Origin of the sequence: Chitinivibrio alkaliphilus ACht1, assembly GCF_000474745.1 — a bacterium.
Classification (GTDB): domain Bacteria; phylum Fibrobacterota; class Chitinivibrionia; order Chitinivibrionales; family Chitinivibrionaceae; genus Chitinivibrio; species Chitinivibrio alkaliphilus.
Genome location: NZ_ASJR01000003.1, coordinates 25,528 through 43,296, shown reverse-complemented (window position 1 = coordinate 43,296; position 17,769 = coordinate 25,528). Strand labels below are relative to the sequence as shown.

The following is a 17,769-nucleotide window of genomic DNA, read 5'->3' as shown; positions in this document are numbered from 1 at the left end:
CTTCCGCAGATGTGCAAGGTATTAATGTATGCGCTCTTCCAAATAGTGCGCCACTTCTATTAACCGTTCTCCGGCGGCCCCAAACTGGGCAGCACACTCTTTTGCCTGCGCAGTGAGTTCATGAGCATACCGTCGCGATTCTTCCAGGGATGTTAAGGCAGGCCACGTGGCTTTCCCCTTTTCTAAATCACTCCCCACATTCTTTCCCAAGACATCCGTAGAGCTGGTACAATCCAAGATATCATCAATTACTTGAAACGCAACCCCCAGAGACTCACCATACTCTCCAAGGAGATCTACCTCTTTCTTTGATGCTCCTGCAAGCAAGGCGCCACAGACAAGAGAGCAGCGAATAAGGGCTGCTGTTTTATTCTTATGTATATATTCAACTGTAGATAAGGTAACACCCTTACCTTCAGACTCAATATCAACCACTTGGCCACCAATCATACCCGCAGTACCTAAACAACGTGATACCTCTGCCACAACCGCCATATTATCAGTACGACTTAAGACTTCATAGGCAAAGATACAGAGAGCATCTCCTCCTAACACTGCCAAAGATTCAGAATACGCCTTATGTGCTGTTGGTTTTCCCCGACGAAAATCATCATCATCCATACAGGGAAGATCATCATGAATCAAGGAAAAAGTATGAAGCATTTCAATTGCAGCCCCTGTATACAGGGCATTACGAGCAAAGCAATCTCCTCCACAGGATTCATGAGCTGTTATTAAAAGGGCCGGACGAATTCTTTTTCCCCCCGCAAACATGCTGTACCGCATGAGTGAATGAATAGATTGGGGATAGAGTTCTTTCGAAGGCAGCAACTCATCAAGGGTTTCTTCTATTTTTTCTGTACAGGATTGTAAATAACTTTGTAAATCACTCAAAAGTAACCTCTCCTTCGTTTAACGTATCCAGTTTTAAATCAAGCAACTCTTCCACATATTCGCCATCACTCTGCTCAACCAATTTGCGTATTTTTCCTTCCGCCCGGGAAAGATCTGTCCGACACCGTTTTACCGCTTTCATACCCGATTCAAACTCCTGGATAGCTGCGTCTAAGGGCATATCACCAGACTCTAAGGCAGAAACAGCCTGTTCAAGGGCCTCCAAGGACTCCTCGAAGGTATATTTCTTTCTCTTTGCTGTCACGAATCCTCCTTCTCCACCCGTACTAAAACAGTCCCATCATAAAAACGCACTTGCAAGAGCTCACCCGCTGCAGTATCAGCTTGAGATGTAACGGGAGCTCCATCCCGCAATACTGCTGCATAGCCGCGGCGCAATATTGCATGGGGACTTGCACCATGCAGACGATGCATGGCAAGAAGCATACTGTGATGCTTTTTCTCAACAAGGGCTGCACAAGACCGCTTGAGGCGTTCTTCAAGGCTGTGCACATACTCCGCACGCCGCGCAATGTTTCTAATATACTTCGAAAATGTTGTACGCGCCACCATGGCGCTATATTTTCCTTCTTTTTGCTGCCAAAGCGCCACCATAGAGGAGACAAGACGCTGAGAAAGCTCTTCTACCACCCCCTCCGTATCATCACAGCGTTGCAGTACGGCCTGCGCTGCGGCAGTCGGGGTGGAACAGGAAAGATCTGCAGCAAGATCGCATAAACTGCGATCAATCTGGTGTCCTACGGCACACACAACAGGGATCTCAGAAGCAGCCACGGCACGAACAACTGCTTCTGTATCAAAGGCACTTAAATCTTCTTTCGCCCCACCACCGCGCCCGAGGATACATAGATCCACCTGAGCGTGTGCATTCATTCTCTCTACAGCACGTACCAAGGACTCCGGCGCCTTGCTTCCTTGTACCACAGCCGGAACAACAAGTATATGGAGATAGGGCGCAGTGGTATGAATCGTACGTACCATATCGTACAAAGCAGCACTCTCTTCACCGGTAATGAGCCCAATACGACGAATGCGTTTCGGTAAAGGGCGTTTGCGTTCCTCTGCAAATATCCCTTCCTTTGCCAAGAGACGATAGCGTTGCTCCAACATTTCTTCATAATTTCCAAGGCCGACACTCCAGATATTACGCAGATCAAGCTGATACACGCCCCCTTTTTCATAGACCCGCACGCCCCCTATACAACACACGGCATCCCCCGCAACCGGCATTACTGTTACATAGGGAACAGCCCATTTCCACAGAACTGCTGATATTTTTGATACCCCATCGCTGAGAGTAAGATATACGTGTCCGGAAAAGGCATGCTTGCACGAAAGAACTTCTCCTGTAACATACAGCATCGTTCCAACCGTGTCGCTGAGAATATGAGAGATTCCTGCATTAACTTCTGAAACCGTATAGGGAGCACTTCGCTCTCGGGGGGACTGAAAATATGCTTCACTCATACTGTTTTAGTAGTACCGAAAAAAGAGGGGCAATACGGAAGTTGCCAGCCCATTCTTTGAATCAATATCAAAGAGAACCCCATTAAACATCGCCCCGGCATGAGCTTGCGTAAAGGGCACATTTGTTCCGGTGAGAATCTTGTCAAGAACCTGCTCATGTTTCATTCCAATGGCTGAAAATTCGGGGCCAGTCATGCCGGCATCAGTAATAAAAGCCGTTCCGTGGGGAAAAATACGTGCATCGTTGGTTTGTACGTGAGTATGTGTCCCCACCACCGCAGAAACCCGCCCGTCTAAATAATGCGCCATACAAACCTTTTCGCTTGTTGCCTCAGCATGAAAATCAACAAGAATCACCTTTTCTTCAGAGGAGAGCTTTTGCAGAATACCGTCCACAGCCACAAAGGGACACATCCGTTTACCACGAAGAAAGATCCGCCCCAACAGATTAATTACTATGACAGACTCACCAAGACAGGAAAAGGAAAGTACTCCCTCCCCTGCAGCAATGGACGAGCTATTTGCAGGCCGGAGAACATATGTTGCACACCGTGGATCAGAAAAAACGGCCTCTTGCTCTTTAGAGTGGTTTCCACCGGTAATAATATCCACACCGTATTTACGGAATTTTCGCGCATAGTTTGGTGTAATACCGCGACCACCGGCACAATTTTCTCCGTTGGCAATCACCATATCTACACAATACTCATCTTTAATACGCGGAAGATGTTCTGATAACACCCGCCGCCCAACATCACCAAAAACATCTCCTACAAAGAGAATCCGCATACGGCCCTATTTAGCAAACTCTGAGTGGCGAATCTCACGAATAATGGTCACCTTAATTTGCCCCGGATATTCCATTTCACGCTCAATTTTCTTCGCCACATTTCGAGCCAGCTCTTCAGCTTGTGCATCGGATATTGCTTCAGGCTCAACGATAATACGTATTTCACGTCCCGCCTGTATCACATAAGCCTTTTTCACCCCTGTGAAGGAGTCAGAAATCTCCTCCAGCTTTGTTAGGCGATTAACATATTTCTCAAGGGTCTCCTTACGCACTCCGGGACGACTTGATGAAATAGAATCGGCAGCCTGTACGATAACCGGATATACTGAAATGGGAGTCACATCTTCATGGTGAGCCGCAATGGCATTACAAATAATGTCGTTTTCGCCATATTTTCGGGCAAGTTCCGCACCGATTTCAGAATGCGTCCCATCAACTTCGCGATCGATAGCCTTTCCAATATCATGGAGAAACCCCGCTCGAACGGCTGGCTTTGGATCAAAACCCATTTCAGCGGCAATAAGTTCAGCAAAGATTGCAACTTCATAGGAGTGCTGCAAAACATTTTGTCCGTACGATGTTCGATACTTCAATTTCCCCATCAACTCTATCATCTTCGGTTTCAAGCGGTGTACATTCAATTCCAACATCATATCTTCCACCGCTTTTTTCATCTTTTTATCAAGCTTCTGCTCTGACTTTTTTATCATCTCTTCTATGCGCCCCGGATGAATCCGACCATCCTGAACCAATTCCTGTAGCGCAAGGCGTCCTACCTCTCTCCGTACCGGATCAAAGCTAGAAAGTATAACTGCTTCCGGTGTATCATCAACAATAACATCGATCCCCGTCAGCTCTTCAAAGGTTCGAATATTACGGCCTTCACGACCAATAATCCGCCCTTTCATATCATCATTGGGAAGGGTAACAACTGATACTGTTGACTCTGCCGTAGTATCCGCGGCAGAACGCTGAATTGCCTGAAGAACAATCTCCCGGGCTTCTTCTTCTGCTTTTTCAACCGCTTCATCATGACGCTCCTTGATCAACTCAGCATTCTCGGTACGAATCTGGTGCTCTAAATTATCTAATAAGGTTTTACGTGCTTCTTCCTGAGTCATATGAGCAATACGCGTTAACTTATCATTCTGACTTTTAATCAAAGAACTCAGCTCTTTCTCTTTCGAGCTCACACTTTTTTCCCGGGTTTCGATAAACTTGGTCCGAGCAGTAAGATCTTCCAGCTGTGTTTCAAGACGCTCCTGCTCGAGTTGAAGCTGATTTTTTTCATCGCGGAGTTCCACCTCTTCAGCACGAACAGCCTCTTTACGCTCCTCAAGCTCTTTATCATGCTTTTCCTTTTCTGCATACCACTCATCCCGACCTGCAAGGTACGCTTCTTTTTTTACCAGTTCTGCCGCATCGCGTCCCTTGGTAATAAGCATATTCTTTTCCTGTTCACCCTCTTTACGACGTTTTTCCAAATATTTCTTATCAACTAAGATTCTCCAGAAAAATCCAAACCCAAAGGAGAGGGCTACAAAAATTACTAGTATAATCGAATTCATTTCCATCTTTTCTCCTGATAATTCTTTAATTTATTTCACTCTACTCAGTATCTATTTCTCGTAGTTTTTTAATCAAATCTTCAAGTCTTCCCCGACACTCTCCAAAGGTTGCATCTAAATGGGCCGAAGACTCTGCTCCATCATTTCGTTCCATGGCAATACTAAGAGCAGCCATGACGATGGAACGCAACTCATCGCGATTGCTCTTTTTTTATACGCATCAATCCGATTGTTTAAAAGTTCCACGGCGGCCTTCAAACGCTCCGCATCAATGTCACCGCGAATAGTGTACTCTTTATTATCGATACGTATGGTTACATTTGTGTTCTGCAAAGGGGTGCCTAGGATTATTGAGGTGTTTCATTGATCCTGTTGATGATCGATCTTAGCCGTTCTCCCGCTTGATTGAGGGAGTCCTGTCGTTGCCCTGCATCTTCACGAATCTGTTGCAGCTCCTGTTCAAGGCGATTATTCTGCTCTTCTACCTCATGAATATACTCGTTTTTCTCATGAATCTCACCATTGAGATGCTCTATATGACGCTTCTTTTCGTCCACGGCACCCAATAATTCATTCACTTTATTTTCAAGTTCATTAATCAGTTCTATCATAAAAGGCTCCTCTCGGCAATTCTGCACTTCGTTCCCCATAAAATAGTATATACCCTAGGCATATACAATAAAATAATAGCCGCAGAAGAAAGAGTCTTAGAAAAAGAGATACCGTAAAAACCACGTGGTTTCATCCCGCAAAAGAGCACCCCATTATTCCTCATAGAAAACCTACGGCTGGAACAGCATCAGTAAGCATTGGGGTTAATCATACCGCAAAATGGAGTTTTTAAAATAATAAGAAGATCTAAGGAAATACTCCAATTTTCTATGTAGAACAAGTCATGGCGAATACGTTCTTCAATATCGGTATCTCCACGCCATCCACAAATCTGGGCCCACCCCGTAATTCCGGGGCGCACATGATGCTTTATCATGTAATCAGGAACAGTTTTACGAAATTCTTCGACAAAATAAGGGCGCTCAGGACGTGGCCCCACAACAGACATATCTCCCTTAAGGACATTGAAAAATTGGGGAAACTCATCAATACTCCCCGCCCGCAACACAGCGCCAATGGGAGTTCTCCGCGGATCATTTTTAACAGTCCATCCCGGCTGTTCATCCTGCTGCCCTGGGCAGTGCGTCATGGTACGGAACTTATACATATTAAATTCACGTCGATTTAAGCCCACCCGTTTTTGCGCATAGATAACTGGCCCTCGTGAGGTCAATTTTATCAGAAGAGCAACGAGTAAAAGAACCGGGGAAAGTACCACTAAGGATGAAATTGAAAACAGAATATCGAAAAAACGTTTAATCATATTATTAAAGGGATCATCCAAAGGAACATGGTGGATTGATATAAGCGGCATCCCTTCAAGAATATCAACAGAAGGCTTTGATGAAAGAAAGGGGGTTAAGCCCGGCACAATATGGGACTTCACGCCAATATAGTCACACTCCTTCACAAGCCTCCCTATGGTTTCCCACTCAGATAAGGGCAGGGTAATAAGAACTTCTTCAATACCCCGCTCTATAACAACATTCTCAAGATCATTATATCCCCCAAGATACACAAGTGGAATCTCTGCCCCTTGTTCTTCCGTAAATGCTCCGACAAGTGTATATCCTGTCTGGGGGTGCGCGAGAATTTTTTCTGCACAAAAACGCATTTCATCGGGAGAACCTACCAGTGCTGCCTGTATAGTAAGGATACCACGCTTTCGCAACCTCTTGAGATACAAAGAGAGGAAAGAACGGCCACCATACGTACAAAGGGGGGACAAAAGGGCAAAGGCAACAATCATCCATCGAGAATAGTGAATAGTACGCAGCACAAAAAGAAGGGACAATACCCCCAACGTACCAGTTACATGAGCTCGAATAATACGAAGAAAGAGCTCGCGACGGAAATAGTGGCTCCTACTTCTATAGAGACCTGACAAGAAAGAAAGAAAAAGAAACAAGGGCAAGATAAATATGAGGCCGATGAAGTGTTCATAAAACGGTTTATGCGCCTGAAGTTGATCATGAAAAAAGGAAGAAAAACGGATGTGATACGCCAAAACCAAGCTGAGGGAAATCGCCACAGTATCAACCCCTAGCTTCAGCAGGGAGAGCCAGCGAAATGTTGCTTGTATCACCGTATTCTCCTCTTTATACAATTTCGTAAAAGAGCAATCCCGCAGAGAAGAGCGATGCCCCCCTTTGCACAAATCTTTTCAAGCAAAGATGCCGCAGGAGCATGATGCGTATCGTAATAAATCCACATGGCCCGATAAAACTCATAGACAAGCCACCAAGGACGTTTTCCGCTACTTCCCCCTTTATAATGAATTCCTTTTATGCGTGAATCGTAATAGATACGCCATCCAGCTTGGCGTATCCTTGCACACCAATCCAAATCTTCGCCGTACATAAAATACTGCGCATCAAGGGGACCAATGCGTGCATAGACCTCACGACGAATACAGCAAAACGCACCGGAAAGTGCATCGATATCGTGTGGACTCTCCAAGGGCATCCAGGAGAGTGTATACTGGCCGAATCGACGTGAGTTGGGAAACCGCTTTGCAAGCCCCGTAAAATAATAGAGGGCACTCAAGGGTGTTACCCGCCCCCGATGACATGCGTGATCTAACGAGCCATCAGGCAGAGTAAGCCGTGCTCCCACACAGCCGATATCCTTGTGAGACATCAGGAGTTCATAGGCCCGTGACAAGGCGTCTTTTTCGAGAACAACATCTGAATTAAGAAGGAGTAGCACATCTCCTGTCGCTTCTGCAAGGGCTACATTATTGGCTCGAGCAAAACCAAGATTCTCTTCCATGTACAAGACGCGTAACTGCGGAAACTCCCGCGAAAGCCCTTGCGCAGACCCATCCTGGGAGTTATTATCCACAAGAATTACTTCAAGAGGGGGGCACGGATTTGACGCATACACCGCATTGAGCGTCGCTCGAGACAAAGCCTCTGTTTTATAATGAACAATGAGTACTGAAATCATTTTTTCTCCCGCTCACGCAGAAACCCTTCCACGTAAAACCGCTCCATAAGTATTACTATACCTTTCAAACAAAGGCGATATTACGCTCTTAAGAAAAGGAGAGAATCTTTTTTAGTCGTAGTTTCCAGAGAAGTGCCACGGCCTCACGAATAATAGCTGTTGACATTTTTGAAACCCCGTGGACTCGATCTTTGAATATGATCGGAATCTCATGTATACTCAGCCCCTGTTCCTGAACGTAATAATTTACTTCTACCTGAAACGAGTATCCCGAAGAGGTTACTTTAGAAAGATCAATGGCACGCAAGGTATGGGCATGAAAACATTTGAATCCCCCCGTACAGTCACGGATCTGTAATCCGGCAATACATCGAGCTGCAACATTTCCAAAATAACTTAGGAGAAGCCTACTCAAAGGCCAATTAACAACGTTTACCCCCGTAATGTACCGAGAGCCGATCACAAGATCATGTTCCTGTGCAGCGGCAACAAAATCAGGTAAGTATGCCGGGTCATGAGAGAAATCTGCATCCATTTCAAAAATGAGATCGTATCCCTTTTGAAGCGCCCAACGAAATCCGCTTACGTATGCTTTTCCAAGGCCTTCCTTTGCTTCACGATCCAGAACATATACACCGGAGTACTTTTCTCCAACCTCTTTCGCAGCCATGGATGTTTTATCGGGAGAGTTATCATCCACCACCAAAATATCTGCTTGAGGAAGATGTTTTTTTATTTCTGGAATAAGAAGTACAATATTCTCTTTCTCATTGTAGGTTGGTACGATAACAACGATCTTATGTTCACTCAAAAAAAACCTCCCCAAGCATACTTTCCAAAAAGAATCTTACTTGAGTATAAAGTAATTTATATTCAAACCGACTAAGGACAAAATCTTTGAGATCTTTTCTCATACGGGGAACGAATGAACAATAATATCACCCTAATCGGCATGCCAGGCGCAGGAAAAAGTACCGTTGGAATTATTCTGGCAAAGCTTTCTGCCAAAGGTTTTATTGACACAGATATCCTCATACAGATTAATCATCAGGAGAGTCTGCAATCAATCATCGATACACGGGGACATTTGCACCTGCGCGACATAGAAGAACAGGAAATATGCAAGCTTAATGTAGATAACCACGTTATCGCCACCGGTGGCAGCGCCGTATACGGAGCACGGGCCATGGAGCATCTCCAAAAGGGTTCTACCCTTGTGTATCTCGAAGCGTCCCTTGAGGAAATTCGCCGACGCATACCCAATTTTGATACACGGGGCATTGCACGACGACCAGATCAGAGTCTAGACGCACTTTTCCAAGAACGTACTGACCTCTACAGGCAATATGCCCATGTAACCATTGACACTGAAGGCAAACAGCTGGATTCCATCGCAGAAGAGATTATAACAAAAATCTCTTAAGAAAAAAAGAATCTGTCACGGCACGCCGTACTCGATCTATGCGGCGTGCATCGTATTTACGACGAGGGTAGGTGCTGTTTGAAAGAAGCACAAGCCCCTTTCCTTTGGTACGATCGGCAACAAAATGACACCCCGTAAAACCGGTCTTACCCACCGTACCCGGAGACACATAAGAGCCCATATACCGCGGTTGATTTCTCTCGAATCCCAAACCAATAGACTTGCCCAGAGGCTCTCCATAATTTTGCACAATTAGGTCACACATTGCCTCAGAAAACAACTGTTGCGGTGCGTGTAAAAGAACTTGTAGAAACCGGAGAATATCGGGAGCCGTAGTAAAAAGACCGGCAGAACCGGGAGTGAGCAGATCTTGCAGTACCCATGCACTTTCATCATGAACCTCTCCCCGTATCACACGACCGCGCCATGTATCAACCTCTGTGGGTACCACACGCCCCATACTGCGCGGGGTATGGAGGGTGGTATCTTTCATTCCTAAGGGGCTAAAAAGGCGGGTCTGCCCGAGCACATCAAGAGGTTGTCCCCAAAGAGCCTCCACCACTCGTCCTAAGACAATGCTTGTGGCATTACAGTAGGCGTAGTCACGACCGGGAGAGCGGGAAAACCCCGTTGTAACGATAGTATTAAAGATCTCTTCAGCACTGCGATTTTTCAGCTTTGAGAGCGGAATCTCATAAGGAACCGTATGCGTAAGCAGGTGCTGCACTGTCACACCCCTGCTATGTGGCCCCGTAAAACGTGGCAGAATCGTATGAACGGGAGTGGTGAGGGAACAGGCCTGCTGGTCTATGGCCATCAATGCAAGAACAGAGGTGGGCAAGACCTTCGTTAAAGACGCAGCATCAAAAATTGAACAAGCCGTGAGCGGTTCACCTTCTATGTATTGCGATTTTCCGCAACAGTAGATTCGCTCTACCCCCTTCGAATCAACCGTCCCCACAACTGCTCCGGGAAACATTCTTTGTTGTATTGCCGAGCGAAGAATACGTGGAATATCCATACATCTCCCTAAAAAAAATAAATATATATCCATGGAACAACAGCATTGAGACAACACGGAAAAGACCCACGCTATTTCTCCATAGTATATTTTCCAGAGTGGTGAACACTTCAACCGGTAAATGAAAATGAATGACGCCTATGCACAATACTGTCAACACGTGCGGGAGCAGGGATTGCCTGGAGAAATCCTTGTGCCCTCTTGCCTGCAACATGCGCCTCAGAAAAAAGGAACAAAAACGCGTCTCTCCCGTGAAGAAAAACGGAGCTTGTTCATAGAGCTGTTTCGGGAGGTTGCGGTGTGTCAACGTTGTCCCCTGCACACAGGGAGACATAAGGCAGTTTTTGGCGCAGGAAATGTCGATGCTTCAGTCTTTGTTATTGGCGAAGCACCGGGGTTTTCGGAAGATCAAAAAGGACTTCCCTTTGTAGGTAAAGCAGGAGAACTACTCACAAAAATGATGCAGGCCATATCTCTTAGTCGCCACGAAGATCTTTTTATTTCAAATATTGTTAAATGCCGCCCGCCGGAAAACCGTGATCCCGCAACCGATGAGGCCCAAACCTGTCTTCCCTACTTAGAAAAACAAATCTCAATTGTACAACCACGGGCAATACTTCTCTTGGGGCGTGTGGCCGCTCACACCCTCTTGCAAGAAACCGACAGTATAAAATCATTACAAAATCACGTATTTCACTACAAGAATATCCCCCTTATGGTAACATACCACCCAGCGGCCCTCTTACGAAATGCCAGCCTAAAAAAAGTACCTGGGAAACCCTGCAGCGATTTCGTGCCCTGTTAGAAAGTTCTCATGCACAAAAGGAGAGCAGTGAATGAATTCAACAGCCCCGTCTTCCTCCCGCGAATCAGGTGGAGCACTTCGTGTACCCCCTCATTCGTCAGACATGGAAAAATGTGTTCTCGCATCGGCCCTTATAGATGAGTCGGTTCTTGATACTGCCATGGAGAGTCTTTCAGAGGACGATTTCTACCTTCGGGAACACCGAACAATCTTTTCTGCCATGCGAACCCTTGCAAACGAAGAACATACGGTTGATGTCGCCCTATTAGCTGAAAAGCTCCGTTCTCTGGAAAAACTCGATCTTGTGGGTGGAGAGGTGTATCTCTCACAACTGGTCACAACAACAGCGACCTCAACCAATATCGATAAGTATATTGAAATTCTACACCAGAAAAAAATTCTCCGGCGTCTTATTCACGAAAGCACCGATATTGCCACGGGATGCTTTGAAAATGATATCAATGCACGTGAACTTTTGGATCAGGCTGAACAGAAAATATTTCGTATCTCCGACGAGAATATCAGCAATCGCCCTGTGCTCATGGGAGAGCTTTTAAAAGATACCTTTACCAAACTTGAACAGATCTCGAACAACGGAGGGGTAACCGGCTTAAAAACCGGATTTCATGATTTAGATCGTTTTACCACGGGACTTCACCCGGGGGAACTGATTATCATTGCAGCACGACCCGGTATGGGGAAAACCGCCTTCGTCCTTTCCTTAGCATCAAATATCGGTATCCAAGGCGGTGAGCGACGTCCCGTAGCTCTGTTCTCCCTCGAGATGCCCCGGGAACAGCTCATGCATCGGATGCTCTGCTCTGAAGCATCGGTAGAGATGAACAAACTCCGCGGTGGGTTTCTCAGCAAGAAAGACTTTGCCGCCTTGGGAAATGCCGCGGGAAAAATGTATAAAGCCCCTGTCTATATTGATGATTCAGGAAGTTTAAACCCTATGGAACTTCGCTCAAAATGCCGCCGCATCAAAGCCCAGGAGAAAGATCTGGGAGTCATTATTATTGACTATCTCCAGCTGATGAAATCAACTGACAAAGAAGAGAGCAGACAATTGGAGATATCATCTATTTCACGAACTCTTAAGGAAATATCAAAGGAACTCAAGGTTCCTGTTATTGCGCTTTCACAGCTGAATCGCTCCGTTGAGAACCGCACCGGAAGCAACCGTCCACAACTGGCAGACCTTCGCGAATCTGGCGCTATTGAGCAAGATGCTGACTTGGTACTCTTCTTATATCGGGAAGCGTATTATCTCGGAAAATCGCCTGAAGGCCGAGCCAGTGAGGAATACCAAAACCTGCAAAACGTCGCTGAGGTTATTATCGGTAAACAACGAAACGGCCCCCTTGAAACCGTAGAGCTTTCCTTTATTGGAAAATACACCCGTTTTGACAATCTTGATAAAACGCACCATGAAGAACCGGAGGGTTTCTAGTGACAGGGCGCATGTTTATCATCAGATGGGTTGAAAATATAGCCCTCTTTTCTCGTCTTACCGCGGCAACCCTCTGGCGTGTACCCCTGATACGTAAAAACTGGAATCTCACCCATACTCAAATGAAAACCATTGGCCTTGAATCCCTCCCCCTGGTGATAATCACCGCCCTTTTTGTCGGTGCTGCCACGGTTATTCAAGCACATATGCAGTTTCAGGGGTTTATACCCCTCTCCTACCTCGGCTTTGCCGTAAGTAAAAGTATTGTAACTGAACTTGGCCCGGTCCTCACGGCCTTCGTTGTTGCAAGCCGCATTTCAACAGCCATCGCAGCTGAAATCGGCAGTATGAAAACAACAGAACAAATTGATGCTCTGCACTGCCTTTCCCTAGACCACCTACGCTATGTGGTAGTCCCCAAATTTGTCGCCTCCGTGCTCATGTTACCGGTCTTGGTGATCTTCTGCGAATTAATCGCCTTTGCCTCTTCAACGGTTACGGCCTTACTGGTAACAAATGTAACTCTCTACGAATATGTTGCAGGACTGAAGCTTTTTTTCAACCCCTTTGATATGTTCCTCGGCATTTTTAAGACCACCTTCTTTGGTGGAGCTATTGCTCTTTCTGGAGCCTACTTCGGTCTTTCCTGCGAAAAGGGCGCCGAAGGCATCGGAAATGCAACCACCCGCGCCTTTATGCTCTCCGCCATTCTTATATTAATAATTGACTTTTTTGTTGCCTTTCTTTTTCTCTAATAGAGGTCTCATGAAATCCAAAAACCCCATTCTTGAAGTACGGCATTTACGGAAACATTTCGGCCCGAAGGTGGTACTAAAAGATGTATCATTCTCTGCACAACAGGGAGAAATACTCTGCGTTATCGGACAATCAGGACACGGCAAAAGTGTGATTATGAAAAATATCATGGGACTGATGAAGCCTGACGGTGGTCAGATTCTCTTTAAAAATCGTGTTATCGCCTCACCAACAACCGACTCATCAACCTATGATGAAGTCCGGCAAAAGTTCGGACTGCTTTTCCAAGGCGCAGCTCTGTTTGATTCAATGACGGTTGGAGAAAATATCGGATTCAGCCTGCGAGAACGGACCTCGCTTTCTGAAGAGGCGATTGAAGAAAAAATATCCCTGGGTCTTGAAATGGTTGGTCTTGAGAATATCCAAGATCTTATGCCCGCTGAGTTATCCGGAGGTATGAAGAGCCGTGTTGGCCTAGCCCGAGCGGTTGCCTTAGAGCCTGAGATAATGCTCTATGATGAACCCACCTCAGCCCTTGATCCCATCATGTCTGATAAAATCAATGATCTCATACTCTCCCTGAGGGACCGGCTGAACATGACGTCCATCGTCATTACTCACGATATGTCTTCAGCCTATAAAATTGCAGACTCCATTGCCATGCTCTATAACGGAAAGATTATTTTTCATGGAAGCCCGGCAGAAATCCGCGCATCACGAAACCCGTATATCCAGCAGTTTATCCGCGGGCAACGAAAGATTTACTACGCCCTTGACTCAGAGAATAAATTTGAAGAACAGTTTAGTTCCGACACTATCCGCGAACACCGGGATCACCAAAAATTGTTCCGCGGCATTGAAAATCTACGGGTAGAACCGAAGATACGAAAAGTCACCCCCCCATAAGGGGCACACTACATTGAAACCGGCGTCCCTCTCCGCCCGAACGGAGTAGGCCGTCATGAAGGACTATTTCACGATAGTGGGTTGTTTCAATAAAACTTCGCTCGTGGGTTGCCATTACTACGGTTGTTCCGTTGTTGTGAATATCTTGAAGCAGAGCAAAAATCTCCCGTGAAATTCGATAATCAAGATTACCCGTTGGTTCGTCAGCAATAAAGATACGTGGATCATTTACTAAGGCTCGGGCAATGGCAACTCGTTGCTGCTCCCCCCCCGAAAGTTGATGCGGGTAATTCCCACATTTATGGGAGAGACCAACCCGGGCAAGAACATCGTATGATTTCTTCCGAACGGCCCGCTCGCGGCTGCGGCCAATTCGTGCTGCAAAGGTGATATTTTCCAGGACAGAACGATCATGGAGCAACCGGATATCCTGAAATACGATACCGATCTTTCTCCGCAACAGCTGTACCTGCCGACGCGAGGGCATATGGCGCGAACTTCCGCCCGATGTCATTCCTGCAACAGAAACATGCCCCTGATCGGGGAAAAGATCCATAAAAATATGCTTAAGAAGGGTCGTTTTCCCCGCCCCACTTTCTCCCGTTAGAAATACAAATTCGCCCTTATCAATGTGTAAGGAGATATCCCGAAGGGCAGGATACCCATTTTCATACACTTTCTGTACGTGGAGAAACTCTATCATGAATTATCGTTTTTGTAAAAGGAAATGAACCCGTTCAGCCAGTGGGCCTGCATTGCTTCTATCAAAGTCTTCCCACATTCCGACAATACGGAATAGGTCTTCAGGAATTGCTCCAGATACTTCCTGAGTCGGAAAAACCGTTTGGACATGCTCTTCACGTTGACGACAATACCGGTCTGTATCGGTCTCATAAAAGATATCAAAGGTATTATACTGTTTTCGCTCTGGAACATCATATGTACAGTAGCGAATATAGGCACCATGGGGAAAGGACTCTGCCTCTGTGTAGTCGTTAAAAAAGAGGCGTGATGAGCGCTCCGTGGTAATATCAAAGAGGAAGAGTCCGCCTGGTGCAAGCACACGGTGAACTTCAAGAAATGTCATGGCATAGTCATCAAGAGAGTGGAGATAATTTATACCGTCAAAACAGAAAAAGACGAGATCATAGATAGACTGAATCGGTATGTGTCTACAGTCACAACAGAGATAGTCAAGCCCCTTTTTCCACGCAGCTTGACACATATCAAAAGAGTAATCAGACCCTTGATACGCGAAGCCTTCATAGACGAGGATTGACCCTAAGGTACCCGTGCCCCCGCCAATTTCAAACAACCGAGGATCCTCTTTTTCGCAGTAATCAGCCAGAATATCCTTGATAAGATGTACCCAGTTGCTATACGGAACATGAGACATCATGGTGTCATAAAACGAGGCCAGTCGCCCATAACACTCCTGTTGTGCCACAGTCATTAGTACACCGTAACAAGAATATCTCGCCGCCACGTACGCGCAAGATCAGAGATTTTTCGCTGCGATGCAATACTCTCCGCAATCTCTTTTATCCGATGATAATCATGTTCAAAAGAGAGCTTCCTATCTGCTTCATACTCATGAAAACGATAAAGATATAGAGCATCCCGTTCTTGAAATGGGCCAATCATATCGCCAGGAGAATAGGACTCGGAGCGAACTTTTTCCCGAAGGGTACCGCGTAACTCCCGAGCTGACATCCAGGAGGTATATCCGTCGTAGGATTTACTAATCGGATCTTCACTAAACTTTCGAGCGGCTTGGGCAAACTCCTCCGGAGCGGTACTATGGGAGGCAATAGAGTCGAGGAGAAATTGGGCATCAGCAATAGCCTGAGTGTTTTGTGGAAGCGGAAGAAATATCTGCTCAACCTCTAAGGAACTTCCACGCCGTCCTGTGATTCGGACCAAGTGAAACCCCATGCTTGTTTCAATGGGCGGTGAGATATCACCGGGAGAATACCAGAAGATTTGACGCTCAAGATTTCGAAGCGCTAAGTCCCCCTTGGAGATAAACCCTAAACGCCCCCCCCGTGCTGCATTTGGGCCCTCGGAATATTTCTTTGCAGCTTCAGGAAAAGTGAGGGTTCCAGCAATAATGTCCTCGCGAAGATTGATCAATTTACTGTATAAATCTTGCCGCAAAGAACTATCTGCCTGAACAGAGATCTTGATTTCTTGAAAGCGGTAGCTTTCCCCGACACCGGGAATACTATCGCGATACTCCTCAAATATTTCTCGCACCTCACCGCGAGTAAGGGAGGTTTTAAGATACACCTGCTGAATATTCTGCATAATCATCTGGCTCTGCATCTGAGTAAATAGACGCTCTTCATACTCATCAAAGGAGATACCATATCCATCAATCAGTTCTCGTTCGAGATCTGTCCGAGTCATGTTATTCTCCCGAAGTAACGCTTGGATACGCTCTTCTACCGCAGCAGAAACCCGGTCATGAGGCACTGCAATAAGAGAATCACGCTCTGCGTGCACGGCAATAACCATGTTCTCAACCATCTCTTCTAAAACCTGTTCATAGGTAATGTTTTCCATCATGAGGTCGCGCTGAGCCCCCATTGACTCCATTTCCAAGGCGACCATCTCTTCAACTTCCGAACGTAAAATTATAGAATCTCCCACAATCGCCGCAATACCATCGCTTCCCAGAGCATATCCGGCACACAACATAATACATATGAAAGAGATAAGACCTTGCTTTACCATACACACCTCAAATGTTATTCACGTTCCTCTTTTTGTGTAAAATACTCAGTGTCAAAAAAGTAATCGGAACTTTTTCGTAACTCCTGCATAAAACTATCTATACGGGCAGTATGCAACCGATGCCGAGCTCGTCGTTCTACCTGAGGACGAACCTCTTCAAGACTGTACACACTTCCTGAATCATATTTCGCTACAACATGATAAATATGAATTTGTCCGCCCACATTTTGCGGATTTGCAATTCCGCCTTCACGGATTGATGCTACAAAAGAACAGCCACGATCCTCAAGGACACGTACTGGTTCTGGCTCTGGAGAGATATAGGTAGAATCTCCGTGTCCGCGGCGTATGTGCTCACGAAAATTGCCACTGCGCAAGGAAGAGCGAAGATCCCACGCACGTCGTGCATTTGAGAAAGAGATCATTTCGTATTCAATATACGGTTCTGGGCGAAGAAACTCATTGCGATAATTATCGTAATATGCTTGAATATGCCGTTCCTCAAGAACAGGTTCCCCATGATTGAGAGTTCGATTGAGATACATCGATGCTAAAAGGCTTGTTTTCACCTGCTCTTTCCGGCGACGATACTCTTCTTCACGGTGGATACCTTCACGTTTTGCCTGGTGGGCAAGAAGCTCCCTGTTTACCCACTCTTCTACATGACTTACTAACTCTTCTACAGTCGCATCATCAGAGACATTACGATGAAGATCTTCTTCATAGAGATAGGTGTCTCCCACACGAGCGACAACAGCTCCTGAAGGGGGCTGATTTTCACGACGACACCCAAGTACAACAAGAACTAACAGTGGTATCAGAAATTTCATGTACATATCCTTTTTGCAGCACGGGGATGAAAATATAAA

At 46.0% G+C, this 17,769-nt stretch carries 21 protein-coding genes; 5 read left to right on the top strand and 16 right to left on the bottom strand.

Features of this window, described 5'->3' with window-relative positions; all coding sequences use genetic code 11:
- Positions 1 to 21: 21 nt before the first annotated feature.
- The 11 genes from CALK_RS02005 to CALK_RS01965 form a co-directional block, all read right to left on the bottom strand.
- The gene (locus tag CALK_RS02005; RefSeq protein ID WP_022635969.1) at positions 22 to 894 is read right to left on the bottom strand and encodes a polyprenyl synthetase family protein; all 873 of its coding nucleotides are present in this window, start codon (positions 892 to 894) and stop codon (positions 22 to 24) included.
- Entirely contained in the window at positions 887 to 1,159 is a 273-nt protein-coding gene (xseB, locus tag CALK_RS02000; RefSeq protein ID WP_022635968.1) for an exodeoxyribonuclease VII small subunit, read from the bottom strand. Before xseB ends, CALK_RS02005 begins: the two co-directional genes overlap by 8 nt.
- Complete coding sequence (gene xseA, locus CALK_RS01995) at positions 1,156 to 2,382, bottom strand: exodeoxyribonuclease VII large subunit (protein ID WP_022635967.1); 1,227 nt, start codon at positions 2,380 to 2,382, stop codon at positions 1,156 to 1,158. The genes xseB and xseA overlap by 4 nt, the downstream gene beginning before the upstream one ends.
- Before the next feature lie 6 nt (positions 2,383 to 2,388).
- On the bottom strand, positions 2,389 to 3,171 hold the full coding sequence (locus tag CALK_RS01990) for a TIGR00282 family metallophosphoesterase (protein ID WP_022635966.1): 783 nt from the start codon (positions 3,169 to 3,171) through the stop codon (positions 2,389 to 2,391).
- Positions 3,172 to 3,177: 6 nt separating this feature from the next.
- Complete coding sequence (gene rny / locus CALK_RS01985; RefSeq protein ID WP_022635965.1) at positions 3,178 to 4,746, bottom strand: ribonuclease Y; 1,569 nt, start codon at positions 4,744 to 4,746, stop codon at positions 3,178 to 3,180.
- A gap of 34 nt (positions 4,747 to 4,780) precedes the next feature.
- Complete coding sequence (locus tag CALK_RS13325) at positions 4,781 to 4,915, bottom strand: hypothetical protein (RefSeq protein WP_022635964.1); 135 nt, start codon at positions 4,913 to 4,915, stop codon at positions 4,781 to 4,783.
- Complete coding sequence (gene zapA / locus CALK_RS13390; protein ID WP_162146688.1) at positions 4,855 to 5,073, bottom strand: cell division protein ZapA; 219 nt, start codon at positions 5,071 to 5,073, stop codon at positions 4,855 to 4,857. The genes CALK_RS13325 and zapA overlap by 61 nt, the downstream gene beginning before the upstream one ends.
- Positions 5,074 to 5,087: 14 nt before the next feature.
- A complete protein-coding gene (locus CALK_RS01980; RefSeq protein ID WP_022635963.1) occupies positions 5,088 to 5,351 on the bottom strand; it encodes a hypothetical protein in 264 nt (87 codons plus the stop codon).
- 188 nt (positions 5,352 to 5,539) lie between these two features.
- Positions 5,540 to 6,937 carry an undecaprenyl-phosphate glucose phosphotransferase gene (locus CALK_RS01975; RefSeq protein ID WP_022635962.1) on the bottom strand — a complete coding sequence of 466 codons (1,398 nt, stop codon included), beginning with the start codon at positions 6,935 to 6,937 and terminating at the stop codon, positions 5,540 to 5,542.
- Complete coding sequence (locus CALK_RS01970) at positions 6,934 to 7,800, bottom strand: glycosyltransferase family 2 protein (RefSeq protein WP_022635961.1); 867 nt, start codon at positions 7,798 to 7,800, stop codon at positions 6,934 to 6,936. The genes CALK_RS01975 and CALK_RS01970 overlap by 4 nt, the downstream gene beginning before the upstream one ends.
- 88 nt (positions 7,801 to 7,888) lie before the next feature.
- Positions 7,889 to 8,611 (bottom strand): polyprenol monophosphomannose synthase, encoded by a 723-nt coding sequence (locus CALK_RS01965; protein ID WP_022635960.1) that lies wholly within the window; start codon positions 8,609 to 8,611, stop codon positions 7,889 to 7,891.
- 114 nt (positions 8,612 to 8,725) lie between these two features.
- Here CALK_RS01965 and CALK_RS01960 point away from each other — a divergent pair, with 114 nt between their 5' ends.
- Positions 8,726 to 9,223 carry a shikimate kinase gene (locus tag CALK_RS01960; protein ID WP_022635959.1) on the top strand — a complete coding sequence of 166 codons (498 nt, stop codon included), beginning with the start codon at positions 8,726 to 8,728 and terminating at the stop codon, positions 9,221 to 9,223.
- Here the strand turns inward: CALK_RS01960 and CALK_RS01955 are convergent.
- Positions 9,204 to 10,244 (bottom strand): serine hydrolase domain-containing protein, encoded by a 1,041-nt coding sequence (locus CALK_RS01955; protein ID WP_022635958.1) that lies wholly within the window; start codon positions 10,242 to 10,244, stop codon positions 9,204 to 9,206. The two genes, CALK_RS01960 and CALK_RS01955, sit on opposite strands and share 20 nt — an antisense overlap.
- 127 nt (positions 10,245 to 10,371) lie before the next feature.
- Between CALK_RS01955 and CALK_RS01950 the strand changes: the two genes are divergently transcribed.
- The 4 genes from CALK_RS01950 to CALK_RS01935 are packed head-to-tail and all read left to right on the top strand — an operon-like array spanning position 10,372 to position 14,164.
- On the top strand, positions 10,372 to 11,049 hold the full coding sequence (locus CALK_RS01950; RefSeq protein WP_081697958.1) for a uracil-DNA glycosylase: 678 nt from the start codon (positions 10,372 to 10,374) through the stop codon (positions 11,047 to 11,049).
- Between the two features lie 31 nt (positions 11,050 to 11,080).
- Positions 11,081 to 12,502 carry a replicative DNA helicase gene (dnaB, locus tag CALK_RS01945; RefSeq protein WP_022635956.1) on the top strand — a complete coding sequence of 474 codons (1,422 nt, stop codon included), beginning with the start codon at positions 11,081 to 11,083 and terminating at the stop codon, positions 12,500 to 12,502.
- Positions 12,502 to 13,257 carry an MlaE family ABC transporter permease gene (locus CALK_RS01940; RefSeq protein ID WP_022635955.1) on the top strand — a complete coding sequence of 252 codons (756 nt, stop codon included), beginning with the start codon at positions 12,502 to 12,504 and terminating at the stop codon, positions 13,255 to 13,257. Before dnaB ends, CALK_RS01940 begins: the two co-directional genes overlap by 1 nt.
- Before the next feature lie 10 nt (positions 13,258 to 13,267).
- The gene (locus CALK_RS01935; protein WP_022635954.1) at positions 13,268 to 14,164 is read left to right on the top strand and encodes an ABC transporter ATP-binding protein; all 897 of its coding nucleotides are present in this window, start codon (positions 13,268 to 13,270) and stop codon (positions 14,162 to 14,164) included.
- On the opposite strand, the gene CALK_RS01930 is transcribed toward CALK_RS01935, so the two are convergent.
- From CALK_RS01930 to CALK_RS01915, 4 genes are read right to left on the bottom strand one after another with little or no spacing between them, the layout of a single operon-like run.
- Positions 14,151 to 14,867, bottom strand: coding sequence for a cell division ATP-binding protein FtsE (locus tag CALK_RS01930; protein ID WP_022635953.1), 717 nt, complete (start codon positions 14,865 to 14,867; stop codon positions 14,151 to 14,153). The genes CALK_RS01935 and CALK_RS01930 overlap by 14 nt on opposite strands.
- A gap of 3 nt (positions 14,868 to 14,870) precedes the next feature.
- Positions 14,871 to 15,617, bottom strand: a complete 747-nt coding sequence (locus CALK_RS01925) for a class I SAM-dependent DNA methyltransferase (RefSeq protein ID WP_022635952.1) — start codon at positions 15,615 to 15,617, stop codon at positions 14,871 to 14,873.
- Positions 15,617 to 16,900 carry a peptidylprolyl isomerase gene (locus CALK_RS01920; protein ID WP_022635951.1) on the bottom strand — a complete coding sequence of 428 codons (1,284 nt, stop codon included), beginning with the start codon at positions 16,898 to 16,900 and terminating at the stop codon, positions 15,617 to 15,619. Before CALK_RS01920 ends, CALK_RS01925 begins: the two co-directional genes overlap by 1 nt.
- Positions 16,901 to 16,914: 14 nt before the next feature.
- The gene (locus CALK_RS01915; RefSeq protein WP_022635950.1) at positions 16,915 to 17,730 is read right to left on the bottom strand and encodes a peptidylprolyl isomerase; all 816 of its coding nucleotides are present in this window, start codon (positions 17,728 to 17,730) and stop codon (positions 16,915 to 16,917) included.
- Between the last annotated feature and the right edge of the window lie 39 nt (positions 17,731 to 17,769).

Bases quoted from the DNA above. Each gene is read 5' to 3' on its own strand.
- xseA (WP_022635967.1), bottom strand. From the start codon at position 2,382: ATGAGTGAAGCATATTTTCAGTCCCCCCGAGAGCGAAGTGCTCCCTAT.
- CALK_RS01990 (WP_022635966.1), bottom strand. From the start codon at position 3,171: ATGCGGATTCTCTTTGTAGGAGATGTTTTTGGTGATGTTGGGCGGCGG.
- rny (WP_022635965.1), bottom strand. From the start codon at position 4,746: ATGGAAATGAATTCGATTATACTAGTAATTTTTGTAGCCCTCTCCTTT.
- CALK_RS13325 (WP_022635964.1), bottom strand. From the start codon at position 4,915: ATGGCTGCTCTTAGTATTGCCATGGAACGAAATGATGGAGCAGAGTCT.
- CALK_RS01980 (WP_022635963.1), bottom strand. From the start codon at position 5,351: ATGATAGAACTGATTAATGAACTTGAAAATAAAGTGAATGAATTATTG.
- CALK_RS01970 (WP_022635961.1), bottom strand. From the start codon at position 7,800: ATGATTTCAGTACTCATTGTTCATTATAAAACAGAGGCTTTGTCTCGA.
- CALK_RS01960 (WP_022635959.1), top strand. From the start codon at position 8,726: ATGAACAATAATATCACCCTAATCGGCATGCCAGGCGCAGGAAAAAGT.
- CALK_RS01955 (WP_022635958.1), bottom strand. From the start codon at position 10,244: ATGGATATTCCACGTATTCTTCGCTCGGCAATACAACAAAGAATGTTT.
- CALK_RS01950 (WP_081697958.1), top strand. From the start codon at position 10,372: ATGAATGACGCCTATGCACAATACTGTCAACACGTGCGGGAGCAGGGA.
- dnaB (WP_022635956.1), top strand. From the start codon at position 11,081: ATGAATTCAACAGCCCCGTCTTCCTCCCGCGAATCAGGTGGAGCACTT.
- CALK_RS01935 (WP_022635954.1), top strand. From the start codon at position 13,268: ATGAAATCCAAAAACCCCATTCTTGAAGTACGGCATTTACGGAAACAT.
- CALK_RS01930 (WP_022635953.1), bottom strand. From the start codon at position 14,867: ATGATAGAGTTTCTCCACGTACAGAAAGTGTATGAAAATGGGTATCCT.
- CALK_RS01925 (WP_022635952.1), bottom strand. From the start codon at position 15,617: ATGACTGTGGCACAACAGGAGTGTTATGGGCGACTGGCCTCGTTTTAT.
- CALK_RS01920 (WP_022635951.1), bottom strand. From the start codon at position 16,900: ATGGTAAAGCAAGGTCTTATCTCTTTCATATGTATTATGTTGTGTGCC.
- CALK_RS01915 (WP_022635950.1), bottom strand. From the start codon at position 17,730: ATGAAATTTCTGATACCACTGTTAGTTCTTGTTGTACTTGGGTGTCGT.